The 20,213-nt window shown below is 55.9% G+C and carries 15 protein-coding genes; 10 read left to right on the top strand and 5 right to left on the bottom strand.

The features are described 5' to 3' along the window. Nucleotides 1-3 precede the first annotated feature (3 nt). The gene (epmA, locus tag LU196_RS09860) at nucleotides 4-981 is read left to right on the top strand and encodes an elongation factor P--(R)-beta-lysine ligase (RefSeq protein WP_232759120.1); all 978 of its coding nucleotides are present in this window, start codon (nucleotides 4-6) and stop codon (nucleotides 979-981) included. Between the two features lie 24 nt (nucleotides 982-1,005). Here the strand turns inward: epmA and degS are convergent, their stop codons facing one another. The 3 genes from degS to zapG form a co-directional block, all read right to left on the bottom strand. Then, a complete protein-coding gene (degS, locus tag LU196_RS09865; RefSeq protein WP_232759121.1) occupies nucleotides 1,006-2,085 on the bottom strand; it encodes an outer membrane-stress sensor serine endopeptidase DegS in 1,080 nt (359 codons plus the stop codon). 87 nt (nucleotides 2,086-2,172) lie between these two features. After that, nucleotides 2,173-3,543, bottom strand: a complete 1,371-nt coding sequence (gene degQ / locus LU196_RS09870; protein WP_232759122.1) for a serine endoprotease DegQ — start codon at nucleotides 3,541-3,543, stop codon at nucleotides 2,173-2,175. 104 nt (nucleotides 3,544-3,647) lie between these two features. Next, nucleotides 3,648-4,052, bottom strand: coding sequence for a Z-ring associated protein ZapG (gene zapG / locus LU196_RS09875; protein ID WP_232759123.1), 405 nt, complete (start codon nucleotides 4,050-4,052; stop codon nucleotides 3,648-3,650). 190 nt (nucleotides 4,053-4,242) lie between these two features. Between zapG and zapE the strand changes: the two genes are divergently transcribed. The 5 genes from zapE (at nucleotide 4,243) to sspB (ending at nucleotide 7,896) form a co-directional block, all read left to right on the top strand. Continuing rightward, the gene (zapE, locus tag LU196_RS09880) at nucleotides 4,243-5,370 is read left to right on the top strand and encodes a cell division protein ZapE (protein WP_232759124.1); all 1,128 of its coding nucleotides are present in this window, start codon (nucleotides 4,243-4,245) and stop codon (nucleotides 5,368-5,370) included. A gap of 237 nt (nucleotides 5,371-5,607) precedes the next feature. Continuing rightward, entirely contained in the window at nucleotides 5,608-6,036 is a 429-nt protein-coding gene (gene rplM / locus LU196_RS09885; protein WP_232759125.1) for a 50S ribosomal protein L13, read from the top strand. A gap of 15 nt (nucleotides 6,037-6,051) precedes the next feature. Beyond that, complete coding sequence (rpsI, locus tag LU196_RS09890; RefSeq protein ID WP_021507754.1) at nucleotides 6,052-6,444, top strand: 30S ribosomal protein S9; 393 nt, start codon at nucleotides 6,052-6,054, stop codon at nucleotides 6,442-6,444. A gap of 324 nt (nucleotides 6,445-6,768) precedes the next feature. Next, nucleotides 6,769-7,410, top strand: a complete 642-nt coding sequence (sspA, locus tag LU196_RS09895) for a stringent starvation protein SspA (RefSeq protein WP_232759126.1) — start codon at nucleotides 6,769-6,771, stop codon at nucleotides 7,408-7,410. A 3-nt stretch (nucleotides 7,411-7,413) separates the two neighbouring features. Next, nucleotides 7,414-7,896, top strand: a complete 483-nt coding sequence (sspB, locus tag LU196_RS09900; protein ID WP_232759127.1) for a ClpXP protease specificity-enhancing factor — start codon at nucleotides 7,414-7,416, stop codon at nucleotides 7,894-7,896. Nucleotides 7,897-8,020: 124 nt separating this feature from the next. Here sspB and LU196_RS09905 read toward each other — a convergent pair whose 3' ends face one another. Both LU196_RS09905 and LU196_RS09910 read right to left on the bottom strand, forming a co-directional pair. Then, nucleotides 8,021-9,775, bottom strand: coding sequence for a sulfite reductase subunit alpha (locus tag LU196_RS09905; RefSeq protein WP_232759128.1), 1,755 nt, complete (start codon nucleotides 9,773-9,775; stop codon nucleotides 8,021-8,023). Between the two features lie 88 nt (nucleotides 9,776-9,863). Then, nucleotides 9,864-15,395: a glutamate synthase-related protein gene (locus LU196_RS09910; protein WP_232759129.1), complete on the bottom strand. Its 5,532-nt coding sequence runs from the start codon at nucleotides 15,393-15,395 to the stop codon at nucleotides 9,864-9,866. 625 nt (nucleotides 15,396-16,020) lie between these two features. On the opposite strand from LU196_RS09910, the gene LU196_RS09915 reads away from it, so the two are divergent. The 4 genes from LU196_RS09915 (at nucleotide 16,021) to mtgA (ending at nucleotide 20,209) form a co-directional block, all read left to right on the top strand. Further along, nucleotides 16,021-16,218, top strand: a complete 198-nt coding sequence (locus tag LU196_RS09915; RefSeq protein ID WP_232759130.1) for a hypothetical protein — start codon at nucleotides 16,021-16,023, stop codon at nucleotides 16,216-16,218. Nucleotides 16,219-16,266: 48 nt separating this feature from the next. Continuing rightward, nucleotides 16,267-18,600: an aerobic respiration two-component sensor histidine kinase ArcB gene (arcB, locus tag LU196_RS09920; protein ID WP_232759131.1), complete on the top strand. Its 2,334-nt coding sequence runs from the start codon at nucleotides 16,267-16,269 to the stop codon at nucleotides 18,598-18,600. 16 nt (nucleotides 18,601-18,616) lie between these two features. Next, entirely contained in the window at nucleotides 18,617-18,892 is a 276-nt protein-coding gene (locus LU196_RS09925) for a hypothetical protein (protein WP_232759132.1), read from the top strand. 594 nt (nucleotides 18,893-19,486) lie between these two features. Continuing rightward, complete coding sequence (gene mtgA, locus LU196_RS09930; RefSeq protein ID WP_232759133.1) at nucleotides 19,487-20,209, top strand: monofunctional biosynthetic peptidoglycan transglycosylase; 723 nt, start codon at nucleotides 19,487-19,489, stop codon at nucleotides 20,207-20,209. Nucleotides 20,210-20,213 lie beyond the last annotated feature (4 nt).

Below are 20,213 nucleotides of genomic sequence, written 5' to 3' on the forward strand. Positions count from 1 at the left end.
ACCATGAGCGAAACAGCAAGCTGGCAGCCAAGCGCCTCTATCGCCAATTTGTTGAAACGCGCCGCAATCTTAGCGGAAATTCGCCGTTTCTTTGCCGATCGTGGCGTGTTGGAAGTGGACACACCCGCGATGAGTCAGGCCACCGTAACCGACATTCATCTGGTGCCGTTCCAGACGCGTTTTGTTGGGCCTGGCGCGGCGGAAGGACGCGATCTGTGGCTGATGACCAGTCCCGAATACCACATGAAGCGCCTGCTCGCCGCGGGCAGCGGACCGATTTATCAGATGGGCCGCTGTTTCCGCAATGAAGAAGCTGGCCGCCACCATAATCCGGAATTCACCATGCTGGAGTGGTATCGCCCGCACTATGATATGTATCGGCTGATGAACGAAGTCGATGATCTGATGCAGCAGGTGCTGGAGTGCGACAGCGCAGAATCCCTCTCGTACCAGCAGGCGTTTATTCGCCATCTTGAACTCGATCCGCTATCTGCAGATAAAACGCAGCTGCGCGAGGCGGCGACAAAGCTGGGGGAAGGGGAGCTGGCGCAGCGCGAAGAGGATCGTGATACGCTTTTGCAGCTGCTGTTTATGCTGGGCGTGGAGCCCAAAATCGGCAATGACAAGCCGTGCTTTATTTACCATTTCCCCGCGAGTCAGGCTGCGCTGGCGGAGATCAGCACCGAAGACCACCGCGTGGCGGAGCGCTTTGAGGTTTACTACAAAGGCGTCGAGCTGGCCAACGGTTTCCGCGAGCTGACCGACAGCCGCGAACAGCGCCAGCGCTTTGAACAGGATAACCGCCGTCGGGCCGCGCGCGGGTTGCCACAGCATCCCATTGATACCTTGTTGCTGGATGCGTTAGCGCACGGCATGCCGGCCTGTTCCGGCGTCGCGCTGGGCGTTGATCGGTTGATTATGCTGGCGCTGAAAGCTGACGCGCTGAGTGACGTGATCGCCTTCCCGGTTGAGCGCAGTTAAGACAATAAGGGCGCGGCTGCGCCCTTATTGTGGTGTCGTTACGGGGCTGCGTGTTTCCGGGAATTCCTGAATAGTGACCGGCAGCGTCATCTTGCGATCGTTGCGCAGCACCTGCACCTCAATCACTGAGCCAGGCCGTATTTCTGCCACCTGATCCATGGTTTCCTGGGCCGATAGCGCCGGTTTGCCGTTGACCTGCAGCAAGACGTCATTGGCCTCAATGCCCGCGCGATCCGCCGGTCCGCCCGGCGTCACCTCATTGACAATAATGCCCTGTACGCGATCGAGGTTGTTGCCTTGGCCGTGCAGCGGCGGCAGTTCGCGCCCGGTAATTCCGATGTAGCCACGGATGACGCGCCCGTCGCGAATCAGTTTCTCCATGATGCGCGTGGCCAGCGCGGTGGGAATGGCAAACCCAATACCTTCTGGCGTTTCGCCGTCGCTGCTTTTATCAAACGTCAGGGTGTTGATGCCCATCAGTTCGCCCAGTGAGTTAATCAGCGCACCGCCGGAGTTGCCTTGGTTGATCGAGGCGTCGGTCTGTAAAAAGTTCTGACGTCCTGATGAGCTCAGGCCAATGCGACCGGTGGCGCTAATGATGCCTTGCGTAACCGTCTGGCCGAGGTTGTACGGATTGCCGATCGCCATGACCACATCGCCGATATGCGCAATGCGTTTGGGGTTGATGGGGATCACCGGCAGGTTGGATGCACTGATTTTCAGCACCGCCAGATCGGTCATGGTATCCGAGCCCACCAGCGTTGCCTCAAAAAAGCGGCCATCCTGCAGTGCAACGATAATCTGGTCGGCATTATTGATCACGTGCTTATTGGTAAGAATGTACCCTTTGCCGTTCATGATGACGCCAGAACCCAGCGTGGTAATGCCGCGGTTGTTATTGCCATGGGCGCTGCGATTATAAACATTCACGACCGCAGGCACGGCGCGACGCACGCCAGGATTGAAGCTGACCGGCGCTTCATCATCGCTATTGTCGTGGTCAAAGGTGACGCTGCTCCCCATGCGCAGCGCAGGGATCGCAACAAGCAGTAAGCCCGCCACAATCAGGCCCATGATCACAGAACGCAAGAGTTTAAGAAACATGGTGTTATTTCACGCCAGGGAAGATCGGAGGGCAGAATATCATGAGTGTGGGCGGACAATCACCTGCTTGTCCGCCCAGCGTGAAGATTAACGCAACAGCAGGTAAATACTCTCCTCACCGCGCATTACGTTTAAGGCCAGCACCGGCGGCTTGCTCTCCAACACTTTGCGCATCGCGGCCAGTGACTCTACGCGCGTGCGGTTAACGCCAACGATAATATCGTCCTTCTGCAGCCCCACTTGCTCGGCAGGCGTCCCTTTGGCAATGCTGTCCACTTTCACGCCTTTGTCGCCGGTTTTGGTGGCGCCGTCGCTCAATGTCGCACCCTGTAAGGCCGGTGACATCAGCTGTGCGCTGGCGGTGGTTTGCGCGCTTTGCTCAAGCGTCACACTCACAGTCACCGGCTTGCCCTCACGCAGGAGGCCGATTTTGACCTGCTGGCCCGGCGGCGTAGTGCCGACTTTGACGCGCAGCTCAGCAAAGCTGGTGATCGGTTTATCGTTAATTGAGACAATGATATCGCCGGATTTGATGCCCGCTTTCTCGGCGGCGGATTTCGGCAGCACTTCGGACACAAAGGCACCGCGCTGCGCGTCAACGTTGAAGGCTTTGGCGATATCTGCCGTCATTTCCGTGCCTTTAATGCCCAACTGGCCGCGCTTCACTTCGCCGAACTGAATCAGCTGCTGCGCAAGGTTCATGGCCATATTGCTGGGGATGGCGAAGCCGATGCCGATATTGCCGCCGCTGGAGGCAAGAATGGCGGTATTAATACCAATTAATTCGCCGTTCAGGTTAACCAATGCGCCGCCAGAGTTACCGCGGTTAATCGCCGCATCGGTTTGAATGAAGTTTTCCAGACCTTCCAGATTCAGCCCGCTGCGGCCCAGTGCGGAGATAATGCCTGATGTCGCGGTCTGTCCCAAACCAAACGGGTTGCCGATGGCGACAGCAAAGTCACCGACCTTCAGCGCATCGGAGTCGGCGATTTTTACCTGGGTTAAATTTTTCGCGCCTTCAACCTGAATCAGCGCAATGTCGGTCTGCTCATCGTGGCCGATCAGTTTGGCGTCATACTCGTTGCCGTCAGCCATTTGCACGCTGATTTTGTCTGCGCCGTTGACCACGTGATTGTTGGTGAGGATATAACCTTTGGCTGCATCGATGATGACGCCCGAACCCAATCCTTCAAACGGTTGGGGTTGCGACTGTCCAGGCGCTTGGCCAAAGAAGCGTTTCAGCGGTTCAGGGATGTCCTGCGCCTGCTGACCGCTATCCGTACCCTCAACGTGTACGCTGACCACCGCAGGCAGCACCTTTTCCAACATCGGCGCCAGACTTGGCAGGGCTTGTCCCTGAATTTGCGCGGGTAGGGTTGCCATAGCGCCAGGCGTGGCAGCCAGACTCATCCCAATGCTTAAGGCTAATGCGCTTAAAAATCGTGTTTGTTTTTTCATTGCCAAAATGCTCTCGCTGCGAATAAGGGGATAAACGTGTGACAGTAGTGTGCTGGCGTGCGCGGAAAACAAAAAGGGCACAGCTAAGCTGTGCCCCAAAAGGATTATTTTTGCGCGGTGCGGTCGCCGCCGCGCAGCAGGCCAGAGGCACCTTCAGAGTAATCACGCGGGATTTGCACCGGCGCCTGATCGTTGTCGGCCTCGGCTTCCGTCAGCTGATAAGCAAACGGGTTTTTCTCGCCAGGCAGGTTGGGCAGCAGATCGTTCGATCCTTTGGCCATGTGCTGATACAGCTGGCGGTAATCATGCGCCATGTTGTCCAGCAGCTCCGCGCTGCGTGCAAAATGGTTGGTGAGCTCTTCACGATAATCGGCCAGCTCAGCCCGAGATTTTTCCAGTTCATACTGCATACTGCGCTGTTCACGCAGCTTTTTGTTGCCAAAACGCATGACTACCGCGCCGACAATAATACCAACGACTAATCCAATCAGCCCGTATTCCCAGGTCATAATGACTCCCGTGTAATTTCCGTTGTTTCGTAGGGCAGTGCTTCTGCTTCTGTTTCAACTTCAATAGTAGCCACTATACCCGTTAATCTATTGGAAGTGGAACTCCTGGCCTGCATCGCTTAGTGTATAGCGGCCTAATTTTCAGCAACCGAAACGTGAATCGGACTTTTTCAGGGATTCTGAGAGAACCATGCAAACCTCATCTCCGCTTGCCCGCTACGAGCAGGCGCTGTCGCAGGGCGAGTTTCGTCCGGATGACGTACAACGTGAAGCGATTACCCGGCTAGACGTGATTCAACAAGGGTTGGTTGCGCGCACGCATCGCGCGGAGCCGGCCGCCACCGGGCTATTGGGTCGGCTGTCAAAGCTGATGGGAAAAGAGACATCGCGGCAGGAAACGCCGGTGCGCGGTCTGTACATGTGGGGCGGCGTGGGGCGCGGCAAAACCTGGGTGATGGACCTGTTTTTTCAGTCTATTCCTGGCGAGCGCAAACTGCGTCTGCACTTCCACCGCTTTATGCTGCGCGTACACGAAGAGCTCACTGCGCTGCAGGGCCAGAGCGATCCGCTGTTGATTGTTGCGGACCGATTCAAAGCTGAAACCGATATTCTCTGCTTTGATGAGTTTTTTGTCTCGGACATTACCGATGCCATGCTGTTGGGCACGCTGATGGAAGCGCTGTTTGCGCGCGGCATCTCGCTGGTTGCCACCTCCAATATTCCGCCGGATGATCTGTACCGCAATGGCTTACAGCGCGCGCGCTTTCTGCCCGCCATTGAGCAGATAAAACAGCACTGCGATGTCATGAACGTGGACGCGGGCATTGACTACCGACTGCGGACGCTCACCTCGGCTCACCTGTGGAACTTCCCGCTAAACGACGCGACGCACGCGGAGATGGAGAGAATGTTCAAGGCGCTGTCAGGCAAGCCGCGCGAAGACGCGCCCGTGTTGGAAATCAATCACCGTCAGATGGCAACGCGAGGGGTGCACGAAGGCGTACTGGCGATTGATTTTCTCACGCTATGCGGGGCTGGTCGCAGCCAGCACGATTACATCGCCCTGTCGCGCCGCTTCCACAGCGTGCTGCTGTACGATGTGCCGGTAATGATTTACAAGACCGAGGATCAGGCGCGCCGTTTTCTCGCGCTGGTGGACGAGTTCTATGAACGCCACGTGAAGTTGGTGGTGGCGGCTGAAACGTCGCTGTTTGAAATTTATCAGGGGACGCGCTTGAAGTTTGAGTATCAGCGCTGCCTGTCGCGTTTGCAGGAGATGCAAAGCGAAGAGTATTTGCGTCTGCCGCATCTCCCCTGAGCGCGTGGGAGAAATCGCAGGAAATAGGTGCAAAAAGGTTCGATCTTTGAGTTCGACTTCTCTATAATCTTGCGACCCCACGTTACAGCATCGGTTTTCTTTCCCAGAACTCGATGTGATCCAGTAACTCACTTGAAGGGGTGGCTTGCTGGGCAAAATGGTCGTGTGAGCCTCATTCGTTTACTTAGCGTTTGGGATTTCACCAACGTGTAACTTTTTATTTGGGTAAGCTTTTCAATGAAAACTTTTACAGCTAAACCAGAAACCGTACAGCGTGACTGGTATGTTGTTGACGCAACCGGCAAAACCTTGGGTCGCCTGGCGACTGAACTGGCGCGCCGTCTGCGTGGTAAGCATAAAGCGGAATACACTCCGCACGTTGATACCGGTGATTACATCATCGTTCTGAACGCAGAAAAAGTGGCCGTAACCGGCAACAAGCGTTCTGACAAGATTTACTATCACCACACCGGCCACATCGGCGGTATCAAGCAAGCGACCTTTGCAGAGATGATCGAACGCCGTCCTGAGCGTGTGATTGAAATCGCGGTTAAAGGCATGCTGCCAAAAGGCCCACTGGGTCGTGCTATGTACCGTAAACTGAAAGTTTACGCAGGCAACGAGCACAACCACGCGGCGCAGCAACCGCAAGTTCTTGACATTTAATCGGGATTATAGGCAATGGCTGAAACTCAAAACTACGGCACTGGTCGCCGCAAAAGCTCTGCCGCTCGCGTCTTCATCAAGCCGGGTAGCGGTAACATCGTCATTAACCAGCGCTCTCTGGAGCAGTACTTCGGTCGCGAGACTGCACGCATGGTCGTGCGTCAGCCGCTGGAGCTGGTTGATATGGTTGGTAAATTGGACCTGTACATCACCGTTAAAGGTGGTGGTATTTCTGGTCAGGCTGGTGCGATCCGTCACGGTATCACCCGCGCTCTGATGGAATACGACGAGTCTCTGCGTTCTGAACTGCGTAAAGCGGGCTTCGTTACCCGTGATGCGCGTCAGGTTGAACGTAAGAAAGTCGGCCTGCGTAAAGCACGTCGTCGTCCGCAGTTCTCCAAGCGTTAATTGTGGCTGCTTCGGCAGCGGCAGTTGGCAAAAAAACCCGCTTCGGCGGGTTTTTTATTGGCATTTTTTCTGCTTTTTTAGACCAAACACGCGAACTTTCCCCGCATTTTGCCCGCAATTCATTATACCTGCCCCACACGCTGTCTAAAATCTGGTAAACTGACTGACACTTTGCGCCCGTGGCCCGGCGCGTTATGTCTCTGTTGTGTGCCTTCATGACCTCTAGAGCGCAAACGCTGGCTGAGAGCGAATCTGATGAGCAGGTGAGTCGCCGCGTGGTTGGCTATTCGCAGTATTTTTTTGTGAACAAACTTGGAGGTTTTCATGGCTGTCGCTGCCAACAAACGTTCGGTAATGACGCTGTTTTCCGGTCCGACTGACATTTTTAGCCATCAAGTGCGTATCGTACTGGCTGAAAAGGGCGTTAGCGTCGAGATCGAGCAGGTCGAAATGGATAACCTGCCGCAGGATCTGATTGACCTCAACCCCTATCGCACTTTACCTACGCTGGTCGACCGTGAACTGACGCTGTACGAATCACGCATCATCATGGAGTACCTTGACGAGCGCTTCCCACATCCGCCGTTGATGCCGGTTTACCCGGTAGCGCGTGGCGAGAGCCGTTTGATGATGCACCGCATCGAGAATGACTGGTATACGCTGATGCGCAAGATCGAAAGCGGCAACGATGCCGAAGCGGATGCCGCGCGCAAGCAGCTGCGTGAAGAGCTGCTGGCCATTGCACCGCTGTTCTCACGCACGCCATTCTTTATGAGCGAGGAGTTCAGCCTGGTGGATTGCTACCTGGCACCGCTGCTGTGGCGTTTGCCGCAAATGGGCGTGGATTTATCGGGCGCCGGTTCCAAGGAGCTGAAAGGCTACATGACTCGCGTGTTCGAGCGTGACTCTTTCCTCGCTTCTCTGACCGAAGCAGAACGTGAAATGCGCCTGCAATCACGGGGCTAACCTATGGAGATGTCACAGCTTACTGCCCGTCGTCCCTATCTGCTGCGTGCGTTTTACGACTGGTTGCTGGACAACCAGCTGACGCCGCATCTGGTGGTGGACATTAATTTGCCGGGCGTACAAGTGCCGCTTGAATACGCGCGTGACGGTCAGATTGTCCTGAACATTGCCCCGCGCGCGGTGGGCAACCTGGATCTCGCCAACGACGAAGTGCGTTTCAACGCGCGTTTCGGCGGCGTGCCACGCCAGGTCACCGTGCCGATGGCGGCGGTGCTGGCTATCTATGCACGTGAAAACGGTGCGGGCACCATGTTTGAGCCTGAGCCTGCTTATGAACTGGCAACGGATGAGCTGGAAGGCCAGGAAGAGACCATGATGTCGGTGATTGATGGCGATCGTCCTGACAACGCGCAGGATGAAGATCACACGCCGGATGATGAGCCGCCGCCGCGCGGGGGGCGTCCTTCGCTGCGCGTGGTGAAATAACGCCGGCCGTTTTCATGAGGTCGTAAAAAACGGGCTAGCACAGCCCGTTTTTTTTCGCCTGTATAACCCGTGGAAAAGAAAAAGGGGCGAGATATACTCGCCCCTTTTGAGTACTACGCGCGATTTAGTAGACGTCGCGCAGGTAGCGTTTATCTTTCTTCAACTGGTCGACATAGGCCGCCGCACGTTCACTGGAGAGGCCGCCAAACTGGCGCACCACTTCATACAGCGCTGCATCAACGTCTTTCGCCATGCGCGACGCATCCCCACACACGTAAAAATAGGCGCCTTCCTGCAGCCAGGCATAAAGCTCGGCACCTTTTTCCAGCATGCGATTTTGCACGTAAATTTTCTCTTCCTGATCGCGCGAGAAGGCCAGATCGAGGTGAGTTAACAGCCCGCTCTGCTGCCACGCGCTCAGTTCATCCTGATAGATGAAATCGTGCGCCTGGTGCTGATCGCCAAAGAACAGCCAGTTTTTTCCCGCTGCGCCGGTGGCCTGACGCTCCTGCAGGAAGGCGCGGAACGGCGCGATGCCGGTACCCGGCCCCACCATGATCAGCGGCGCATCCGGGTTGGCGGGCACGCGAAACGCTTTATTGGGTGAAATAAAGATCGCCGGTTTCTCGCCGCGGCGCACGCGCTCAGCCAGATAGCTTGAGCACACGCCTTTACGCTCGCGCCCGTTGCTGTGATAACGCACAGAGGCGATGGTGAGATGCACCTGATTCGGGTGGGCTTTCGCGCTGGAGGAGATGGAGTAAGCGCGGTGCTGCAGTGGACGCAGCATGGCAACAAATTCCGGCACAGAGAGGCTGCGTTTCAGCTCAAGCTGCAGCAGGTCCAGCGTGTCTTTGCCCCACAGCCAGTTCGCAAGCGTGTCTTTGTCGTCGTGCTGTAATACGTGCAGCAACTCTTGGTTGGCGGTGTTTTGGCCTACCCACTCAATCAGTTTGCGCGACGGCTCAGAGATCTCAAACTGGTGCGTCAGCAAATCGCCGAGGCTACGCTCATAGCCGGAAACCGGCGTTTCGTAATCAGCTTTGAGTTCGGCCAGCAGCAGGCTCACCAGCGCAGCGTCGTTAACCGGGATCACGCCCAGCGCATCCCCGGCTTCATATTTCAGGCCGCTGTCGGTGAGATCAAATTCAAAGTGGCGGATATCTTTTGCCGAGGCGTCACTCGACAGGCGCTTATTGGTGATCAGCGCGGCGGCATACGGGTTTTGCTTGTTGCTACCCGGGATCACCGGTGCTTCCGGCGCGCTTTCTAACGCGGTGCCGCTGCTGCCCGCGCTGGCGGCGAACTGAGGCATGGCGCTGCCGATCCATTCGCTGGAGGGCTCTTCAAAGTCGATATCACAGTCGATACGATCAACCACGCGTTTCGCACCAAGCTGCTCAAGTCGCATATCAAAGAATTTGCCCGCCTGACAAAAGCCGTCATAGCCGGTGTCGCCAATCGCCAGCACGGCAAAATGCATCTGCTCCAGGCGAGGCGCGGTGCTGGCCGAGAGCGCCTGCCAGAACAGCTGCGCATTGTCGGGCATCTCACCTTCACCGTAGGTGGAGGTGACGATCAGCACGTGGCGCATGGTGGCAAACACATCCAGATCCACTTCACCCAGCGCCTGTACTACTGGCACCAATCCTTTCGCCCGCGCGGCTTTGGCTGCGGTGTGCGCCAGCGCTTCCGCGTTACCGGTTTGTGAGCCATACAAAATATGCAGTTGGGTATTCGCGCTAGCGCCGGCTGCCGGCGCAGTTTGCTTGTCTTCTAATACCAGCAGGCGCGAATGGAGCCCCGCGAGAAAACCTGCCAGCCAATATTTCTGTTCGCCGTTAAACGGGGCATCTTCAGGAATGTAAGGAATCTTCATGGATATCAGTACTCAAACCGGTTCATCGAATTCGTCGTCATAGCCCGGAACACCGTCACCGGGCCTTCGTCCATTTCTCGCGGTACACTCAGGCGAGTTTGCCCACTGCCGCCGCGATTTCTGGCAGCGCGGCACGTGCAAACAGCTCTTCAAAATCAGGCAGATGACCGAGTACCTCACGGTTGCGCGCATCCTGATAAATGATCCAGCCATAGGTGGCCAGGCTATCCATCGAGCGAATGTTACGCTGCGTCAGGGCGGCCTTGTAATCGGCCATACGCTTGGCGGCGATTAGGCTCGCCAACTCGTCATCGCTGTAGCTCTCGATAGCGGCACGGGCGTGGCGTTGCAGCTTGCTCACCAGCGTGAAATCTTCCGTCATCAGCAAATTACGCACCGCTTTTTCCACCGCGGGATCTTCTACCGAAGTGCCTTTTGGCAATTTACCCAGCGCCAGCTGCTGCGCAAAGCTCAGCACGGTGTAGTTGTTCAGCAGGACAAACATTTCCTGCGTATCGGTAGCGCCGTAGGCCGGGACTGCGCCGTCTGCGATGGTTTTGCCGGTGCGCCACGCTGATTTGAACTTCGCCACCTGATGTGCGGCGAGCGAGGTTGACAGCTCTTCCAGCAAATCTTTGCGCGATTTGGCTTTCAGAATTTCAGCGCCGTCTTGATAAAGCAGCAGTGAACGCGGCATCACGTACACAAAGTGCTGGCATTCGGTTTCCCAATTATCCAGCAGCCAAGCCGCACGCGGCGACTGTGTCGCTTCCAGATGCCAGTGCAGTAGGGTCAGCACGGCTTGCTTGTGGACCTGCGCCATTTCATCGGCGTCGGCAATAGAGCCAAACAACACCGAGTCACCTGCCGCGTGCGCCGCCAGCGAGCCGTAGGGATCGTACTGATAGGCGAAGCCGCCGCTCATGCCGTTGCCGAAGCCTTTGCCGAAGGTACCGAGGTTGAGAATGGCGCCGTTGGTCATGTATTCGCAGCAGAAATCGCCCACGCCCTCAACCACGGCAGTGGCGCCGGAGTTGCGCACGGCAAAGCGATCGCCTGCCTGGCCCTGCACAAACAGACGCCCACCCGTCGCACCGAACAGCGCGAAGTTACCGATTAATACGTTGCCATCGCTATCCTGCGCACCGCCGCCGGGAGACATCACCACCAGCTCACCGCCGCATTGGCCTTTGCCCACGCCGTCGTTGCAGGTGCCATAGTGTTTCATCAGCATACCGTCGTTGCAGAACGCCCCGAAGGACTGTCCTGCGGCACCGGTGGTGTGAATATTCACGGTGCGAGGCGCAAGGTAGTGGCGGCCACGATCGTCTTTCAATACCGCGGGCAGCGCAGCGCGCTGTGCGGCAGGCAGCGTGTGATTCAGCATGCGTTCGATATCGATCGCCAATTGGCCGCCCACGCTTTTGTTACGGTTATTCAGCACAATGCCGTCGCCCAGTGCCACTTCACGTCCCGCCGCGTCAATCAATGTCGCCTTCACGGTATCAAGCCAGTCGTCGTCGAGCGTAAAGTCTTTTTCCAGATACACCGGCTGCTCGACTTTCTGTTCGGGAACCACGGTCAGCATGGCGCGCAGATCCAGTTTGCCGACTTCAAGCGGGTGATCCATCAAGTGCAGCAGATCGGAGCGCCCGCGCGCTTCACGCAGCGAACGCAAGCCCAGTCGCGCCAGGAATTCGCGCACTTCTTGTGCCACGTTAATGAAATATTGCGCCAGCTGACGCGGGTCGCCGTCAAAGGCTTCGGCATTGGTGGTTAAGCCGGCCGGGCACTTCACGTTGCAGTTCTTCGCCATGACGCATTTCAGCATCATCAGCGCGGTGGTACCGAACTCGAAGCTGTCGCCCCCCAGCAGAGCAGACTTAATCACGTCGCTGCCGGTCTGCTGCGCGCCTGAGCAGCGCAGCTGCACTTTGTCGCGCAGGCCGTTGGCACACAGCGCCTGATGCACTTCGGCGATGCCGATTTCCGCCACGCGACCGGTATATTTCAGGCTGGTAACGGAGGCCGCACCGGTGCCGCCGGTGTTGCCAGCCACATTGATCACATCCGCACCGGCTTTAGCCACGCCCACGGCGATGGTGCCGATACCTTCAGAGGAAACCAGCTTCACCACCACGCGCACGCGCGCGGCCTTACAGTCATGGATCAGCTGCGCCAAATCTTCGATGGAGTACGTGTCATGGTGTGGCGGCGGCGATACCAGCTCGACGCCCGGCGTACCGCCGCGCGCCGCCGCGATCTCCACGGTGACTTTCGGCGCAGGCAGCTGTCCGCCTTCACCGGGTTTCGCGCCCTGACCAATTTTGATCTCCAGCTCTTCCAGCATCGGATCGGCCAGGTAGGCGGCCCAGACGCCGAAGCGGCCAGACGCCAGCTGCTTGATACGTGAGGCGCGCAGGGTGCCGTGGCGCGAGTAGTGCTCGCCACCTTCACCGCAGTTGCTCATGCCACCTACCATATTGGTGCCGTGCGCCACCGCTTCGTGGGCCGGGGCCACCAGCGCGCCGTGGCTCATCGCGCCGGAGGCGAAGGTGCGGGTGATTTCGTGCGCAGGCTGGATTTCATCCAGCGGCAGCGAAGGCTGTGCGGTGAAGATTTTCGACAGGTAATCGGCCGCTTTGCCGTAGGCGGTGATATGCAGCGCACCGGCCTCAACGTGGCTACGCTCAATCTCGTCGTTGAAGCGGGTTTTCAGCGCCCGCGCCAGCGCGTTCAGGCGCTCCTCTTCGGGCTTAAGGCCCGCGATCGCGTCGATCAACCGCAGTTCAAACTGATTGAGGCTGCCATCCGTGGCCTTGCAGGCCAGACCGCGCGTCGCGAAGCCGTTGTTGATCAACGAATAGCGACCCAGCTTGCGGCCAAACTCCGCTTCGCTGTCCACGTGCGTTAAATCACAGGGCAGGGCGAGAATATCGCGCAGCGCCGCAGGACGACGTTTGCGCTCGGCGTGCATCAGGCTGGAGAACTGACGGTAGTCCGGCGTAATGGTGAAGCTATCAATGACCGCATTGGGAATGCGCTCAAAGCTACTGTCCTTGAAGGCATCGGCGTTGATGTTGAACGCATTATCCAGCTTGGCCAGCGTCATCAGGCGGATAAAGTTATCTTCTTCGCGCGCTTTGTCGGCGAAGCGAATTGGCTGTTCCGTCATGTCGATAAAGGTGCGCACGGCGATGGTACCGTAAGAGTGACCCGCCCCTTCGGCGCGCTCTTTGAACAGCCCCAGCAGCGGCACTTCCGCTTCACCCTGAATTTTCAGGGCGCTCTGGTGCCAGTCGACCGCCATCTGGGCGATAGCCGGGAACCCGGCGCCGCCCACCGGCGTTTTGATATTTGGGAAATACTTTTTCAGCACCGGATCGTCGGTATCCAGGAAGTTGGGCTCGAAGAACTCACCGCAGCTGTAGCTTTCCACGGTGCACAGGCCCACTTTGCCCATGGTTTTCATCAGCGCTTTTTCAGCGGCTTTGGCATAGCGCTTAAAGGCCTTGTTACCCTCTTCACCTTCACCAAACTTCTCTTCGGCACGCATCTGCACGCCAAGCGGATAGACCGCCGAGGCACCAAAGCCGAGCGTGGCGGCAATGTGGTGTGAAGAGATGCTTTGTCCGCTCTCTACCACCAGCGACACATCCAGACGCAAACCTTCCTGCACCAGGCGCTGGTTAATGGCGGAGACCATCAGCAGCATCGGGATCGCCGCGTGCGTCGAAGAGATGTGGCGGTCGGTGATCACCGCGATACCGCCTTGCTGACGCGCAAAATCCACCACCTGCTGCGCCAGGTTATCGATAGCCGCTTCCAGCGCATCGGCGTTGGCAGCACGGCTGACGATATCTTTGCCGGTGACCGGCTGATATAGCATGTCAAAACGCGCATAAGGCGCCACGGTCTGTTCACGCAGGCGCAGCATATCCAGATGCGTGAGGATCGGGCTTGGCACGATGATCTGTTGGCCTTTGCTGCGGCCAAGATGCGGTTTAGCGCCCAGCGCCACGCGCAGCGTCATGCCATCAGCTTCACGGATCGAATCCAGCGGCGGGTTGGTCACTTGCGCAAAGCGCTGTGAGAAGTAGTGCGCCATACCGCCTTCGTGGTCGGACAGGCCGTTGATGGCGTTGCCGTAACCCATTGCGGAGATCTTCTCTGCGCCGGTTTGCAGCATCGGGTCCATCATGAATTTAAAGCTTTCTTGGTTGTAGTAGTAAGCCACAAACCGCTGGTAGGTTTTGAGATCGCCGCGATAGCGCAGCGGCGAGCCGAGTTTCTCCGCAGGCACTTCCGGCAGATCCTGCAGCTCAACGCGGGCTGCGCGCAGCAGGGCAGGATAATCTTTCTCGGCGGCCAGTTTTTCCAGCGCTTCTACCGTGGTATAGGCGCGTTTTTCGCGGTGATCGTAATACAGCATACCGCCGGCTTCGATACGTCCACGGCGCAGCACGCTTTCCGGCGGGAAGGCAATCTGGCCCGCTTCAGACATCGCACCAATATAGTCGGCCGTTTCCACGGAACGCAGCGGACGGAGACCCAGGCGGTCCAGGCGTGCGCCTATGACTTCGCCATTGCCAAAAATCAACGCTGCCGGGCCGTCGTTCTTCTCTTCGTAAAGCGAGAAATACTCCAACATGGCGCGCACGTCGCCGGAGAGCGAGGTGTCATTTTCCCAGGCGGGTGGCATCATCGAAACCACCGCGTTGATCAAGTCGAGATTATCTTCCATCAACCGGCTGTGAATGCTCTGGTCGAGGCGTGAACTGTCTGATTGACCTTTTGGACGCACGATCTTTTTGCCGCGCGCCAGCATCAGGGCGGCTTCCGCAATGCGGTTTTTACGATCGGTATTGAGCTCACCGTTATGGGCCATCAGGCGGAACGGCTGCGCCATGGTCGTGTGCGGATCGGTGTTGGTGGAAAAACGGGTATGGAAAAACAGCCCGCGTACCTGATGATCTTCGTCGGTGAGATCTTTGAAATAGGGAATCACTTCATTTGAGTTCAGGCGCGCTTTAAATACTTGGGTGCGCGAGGAGAGCGACAGCGGATACAAACCGCCAAACTCCTGCTCGGTAAACGCCCGCGCTTCGATATCCAGCAGCGCGCGGTAGATGTGGCGCTCAAACTCATTTTGATCGCCAATCTCCTGCGGGGCCGCGAAGATCCACTGCACAATCGGCAGCTGGTACTTTACTGCCGCCGCACGGGTGACGCTGTTATCCAGCGGCATGTCGCGCTTCATTAGCATCGGCAGGTTATGCGCCGCCAGGGTTTGCTCGACCAAACGCTCGGCATTGGCGCGCAGCTCGGCATCTTTTGGCACAAAGAAGTTACCCACGCCAAAGCGACCCGCTTCCAGCGGCTGACCGGTGATTTTACGGAAAAAGCGCAGAGAAAGGTCAACGTTAACGCCGGCGCCATCGCCGACACCCTCCGCAGACATACCGCCGCGATGCGGTACCGTGCATAAGGCACTGTGCGCCATACGCAGAATTTCATGGGTCTGCTCGCCGTCCTTTCGCGTAATGAAACCTACACCACAGCTATCACTTCCGGCTGAGGGATCATACAAACCATAGGGATGAGGTTTTTGAGTGGACATTGAGGGTCTCCTTAAACTGCTTTAGACATTACCTGCATTCGTTCGAGCACCGCGCACAGCTGCGTGCTTTATCAATTCTTTTCGCGCGCTAACCGCGGGCGTCGCAACACTGAGCAAAGGCTCTCAGGAATTACGCTTCACGTCCTTGATGAGCTGCTCTTACTTCCGGTCTCTTATGGGAGATAACTTGCATCCAGAGGGAGTTTCTTGCTGCATAGATATGCCGAGACTCAGTTCCAGCTGGAGCACCTCCAGCGGCATTCCAACTTATCGGGAAAGCGAACAGAGGTCAAATAGCCTGTCTTAGGGCATGTAATAAGCAGTTAATTGATATAATCATATAATTTATAAAAGGTTAATAAGAAAATTTATGTCAATCTGGCTGGAGTGGTGCGCCCTGGGGGTGTAAGTCGTCTCACTGTGAGGAAGGCCGCATATATCCAAACAATGCTGATAAGGAATGATTAAACAGCACGAAATTCTGTTGGTGTCGGTTCATGCGCAGCATGTATCTGTTTTTCTTATGGCGCGCTTTTTGAATCAAAAAACCGTTGGCATTAGCAAAATTAATCAGCGTGATTTTAGATAAGCAGGCAGTAAATTTGAATGGATATGCAATAACGGTGTGAAACCATTTGTGGAAAAGGCAGAGAAGAAGATTGATAAGCCCCGTTGTTTTGAAACGGGCGGCGGCGGGGCGGCCTTTCAGATTATTCAGTTAGCGGAATTAGTCAAGCGCTTTGCGCATAACGCGGGAAACGTCGGCGAAATTCAAGGGTTTTGCACCATAATGGAGCAAACTCAGCATGTTACGGCGCGATAAAGGGATATTTACGATATGATGAGCCTGATTTCGTCCAGAGGGCTCGTCATGAAACAAATTCGTCTGCTCGCACAATACTACGTTGACCTGATGGTTAAGCTGGGGCTGGTGCGCTTCTCCCTGTTGTTGGCTTCCGCGCTGGTTGTGCTGGCCATGGTGGTTCAAATGGCCGTTACCATGGTGCTGCGCGGTCACGTTGAAAGTATCGACGTCGTGCGCTCGGTCTTTTTTGGCTTGTTAATCACGCCGTGGGCCGTCTATTTCCTCTCTGTCGTGGTCGATCAGCTGGAAGAGTCACGCCAGCGGCTGTCGAGGCTGGTTGATAAACTGGAAGAGATGCGCACGCGGGATCTGGAGCTGAATCAGCAGATGAAAGAGACCATCACGCAGCTTAATCAGGAGATTGCCGATCGTATTAAAGCGGAGCAGGCGCGTGAGCAGGTGATGGATAAGCTGCGTGAAGAGATGGCGCGCCGCGAGCAGGCGCAGATCGAGCTAGAGCAGCAATCCTCTTTCCTGCGCTCTTTTCTCGATGCCTCGCCCGATCTGGTGTTTTATCGCAACATCGACAAAGAGTTCTCCGGCTGTAATCGCGCCATGGAGCTATTAACAGGCATGAGCGAGAAGCAGCTCATTGGCCTGACGCCGCGTGATATTTACGATGAAGAGGCGGCCTCCAAGGTACTGGAAACCGATGAGAAGGTTTTCCGCCACAACGTCTCGCTGACCTATGAGCAATGGCTACAATATCCTGACGGACGCAAAGCCTGTTTTGAAATCCGCAAAGTCCCGTATTATGACCGTGTAGGTAAGCGCAGCGGCCTGATGGGCTTTGGACGTGACATTACCGAGCGTAAGCGCTATCAGGACGCGCTGGAGAACGCCAGTCGCGAGAAAACCACGTTTATCTCTACCATCAGCCACGAGCTGCGTACGCCGCTCAATGGCATCGTTGGATTGAGCCGTATTCTCCTCGATACCGACTTAAATCAGGAGCAGTTGAAGTACCTGAAGACCATACACGTGTCAGCCATCACGCTGGGCAATATCTTCAACGATGTGATTGAAGTGGACAAAATCGAGCGGCGTAAGGTGCAGCTTGATAACCAGCCGCTGGATTTCACCGGCTTTCTGGCCGATCTCGAGAATTTATCGGGCCTGCTGGCACAGCCTAAAGGGCTGAAGTTCGTGATGGCACCTGAGTTGCCTCTGCCGCATAAAATCACCGCTGACGGCACCCGCCTGCGTCAGATTCTGTGGAATCTGATCGGCAATGCCGTGAAGTTTACCCAGCAGGGCGAAATCGTTGTCCGCGTGGCTTATCGTCAAGATGAAACGCTGCATTTTGAGGTGCAGGATTCCGGTATGGGGATCCCACAGGAAGAGCAGGACAAAATTTTTGCCATGTATTACCAGGTGAAGGATCAGCATGGTGGGAAACCCGCCACCGGAACCGGGATTGGCCTGGCGGTCTCGCGGCGTCTGGCGCAGGCAATGGGCGGCGATATCACCGTGAGCAGCGCACCGGGTCAAGGCTCCTGCTTTACGCTGGAGATCAACGCACCGCGCGTCGCCGATGAAATTGAAGACGAGGACCTGGACAACGATATGCCGCTGCCCGCGCTGCACGTGCTGCTGGTTGAAGACATTGAGTTGAACGTGATCGTCGCCCGCTCCGTGCTGGAAAAGCTAGGCTGCAGCGTCGAGGTGGCGATGACGGGCGGAGAGGCACTGGCGATGTTCGATCCGCATGAGTTCGATCTGGTGTTGCTGGATATTCAGTTGCCGGACATGACCGGTTTGGACGTGTCACGTGCCATTCATCAACGTCACGCCGGCACAGCGCTGCCGCCGCTGGTGGCGCTGACCGCAAATGTGCTGAAAGATAAAAAAGAGTATCTCGATGCGGGCATGGATGATGTGCTGAGTAAGCCGCTGGCGGTGCCCGCGCTAACCGCCATGATCAAAAAGTTTTGGGATGAACAGCCGGAGCCAGCAGCACTTCCGAACGTGCCCTCAGAAGACACCTCGCGCGGTTTGCTGGACGTGGAGATGCTGGAACAGTATATCGAATTAGTGGGCCCAGGCTTGATTACGCAGAGCCTGACGATGTTTGAACAGATGATGCCTGGCTATCTGGATGTGCTGGAGTCCAACATGATGGCGCGCGATCAAAAAGGCATTGCAGAAGAGGGGCATAAAATTAAAGGCGCCGCAGGTTCTGTTGGGCTGCTCCATCTGCAAAAGTTGGCGAAACAGATTCAGTCACCCGAATTGCCCGCGTGGTGGGACAACGTGCAGGAGTGGATTGATGAGCTAAAGCATGCCTGGCAGCATGATGTGAACGTATTACGTGACTGGGTAGATGCTAAGAAAAAATAAGGGGAGCAGAAAAAAAATGACCCCAGTCGAAACCGGGGTGCGCGAATACTGCGCCAACACCAGGGAAAAAGGCACGGTTGCTGTTATGAGAAGACGTATACAAGAGCAACAGTGTGGTATTGGTTTACGCTTTCGTATCACTTTAACAAATCCATCTGCGGTTGCGACAAAATTCATTAAAGAGTGTGATGTTGAGCAGCGTTTAAATACAGAAAACATTAATTTGCCAACACAGTCAAGCAGGGAATTAATTTCTTGGCCAAATTGCACTGTTTTTGATCAAAAATTCTGAAATCAGCCTGGTTTTACCGCAAACACAAGCATGAAAAACTGCCTCATTGTTGTTCCGACGCTGCCGCAGCGCGCGCCGCAAAAATGTGATTTTAATAAGCTGATTTAAAAAGAAAATAACACCATGCAAGCCGTTTCGCCCAAAACGTTTTGGAAAGTGCGCCTTCAAAGTCCTTATCAAGCGCTGCGATTAGCTTAAAATAGGCTTCGTCAGGAGCCGCTGTTTTGCACCCGGCGCGGGTTTCTTCATTGCTTTAGTGAATACCTTTGCCTGTAGGAAAGGGGAAACCCGGCCTTAAACCAGAGTTTCATGAGGTAATAGTTAAGGTTTGCGAAAGCTTCTTTGTGATAGCTATCACTTATAGTTAAGTATGCTATACCGCTTAAAATGATTAATTCCTAGCCATGGAACCGATTCCCTAACTACGGAAGTGCTTGATGTTAATAGCTCTAATAGAGAAACGACTTGGATGAGATAATCGAATTCACTTTACGTCATTGTAAAGTAAGTGAGCGAATTTATCGTACTGGCCCAACTTCAGGTGATTGTGACCTGTGTGATTGATTAATGCGGCGACAGGTAAGAGAAAAGGTGATGCGAAAGAACAAAGGGAAGTTAAGGCAGCGAGTTAAACGCGTCGTCGTGAAGAGTGCGCTGGTGGTGCTGGGAGTATGGCTCACCGCGTTGGTGCTGTTCGCCTTTTTACCGGTGCCATTCTCAGCGGTGATGATGGAGCGCCAGCTGGGCGCCTGGCTCAGTGGCGATATTGGATACGTTGCCCACTCGGATTGGGTCAGCATGGATGAAATTTCTCCGTGGATGGCGTTAGCGGTCATTGCCTCCGAAGATCAAAAATTCCCTGAGCATTGGGGCTTTGACGTCAACGCTATTCAACAAGTATTGGATAGCGAGGAGGGAGAGCGACTGCGTGGCGCGTCCACGCTTTCGCAGCAGACGGCAAAAAACCTGTTTCTCTGGGATGGCCGCAGCTGGGTGCGAAAAGGGCTCGAGGCTGGACTGACGGTGGGTCTGGAAACGGTATGGACTAAGCGCCGTATCTTAACGGTCTATCTGAATATCGCTGAGTTTGGCAATGGCGTATTTGGCGTTGAGGAAGCCTCGCAGCGCTATTTCCATAAGCCAGCCAGCCGTCTCACGATTGCGGATGCGGCGCTGTTAGCCGCCGTGTTGCCCAACCCGATTCGCTTCCGTGCCGATGCGCCTTCAGGCTACGTTCGCCAGCGCCAGCAGTGGATTATGCGCCAGATGCGTCAGCTAGGCGGCGAGGGATTTCTGGCGCGCTATAAGCTGCACTGAACGG

This window comes from Pantoea sp. Mb-10 (assembly GCF_021272205.1).
Taxonomy (GTDB): Bacteria; Pseudomonadota; Gammaproteobacteria; order Enterobacterales; family Enterobacteriaceae; genus Pantoea.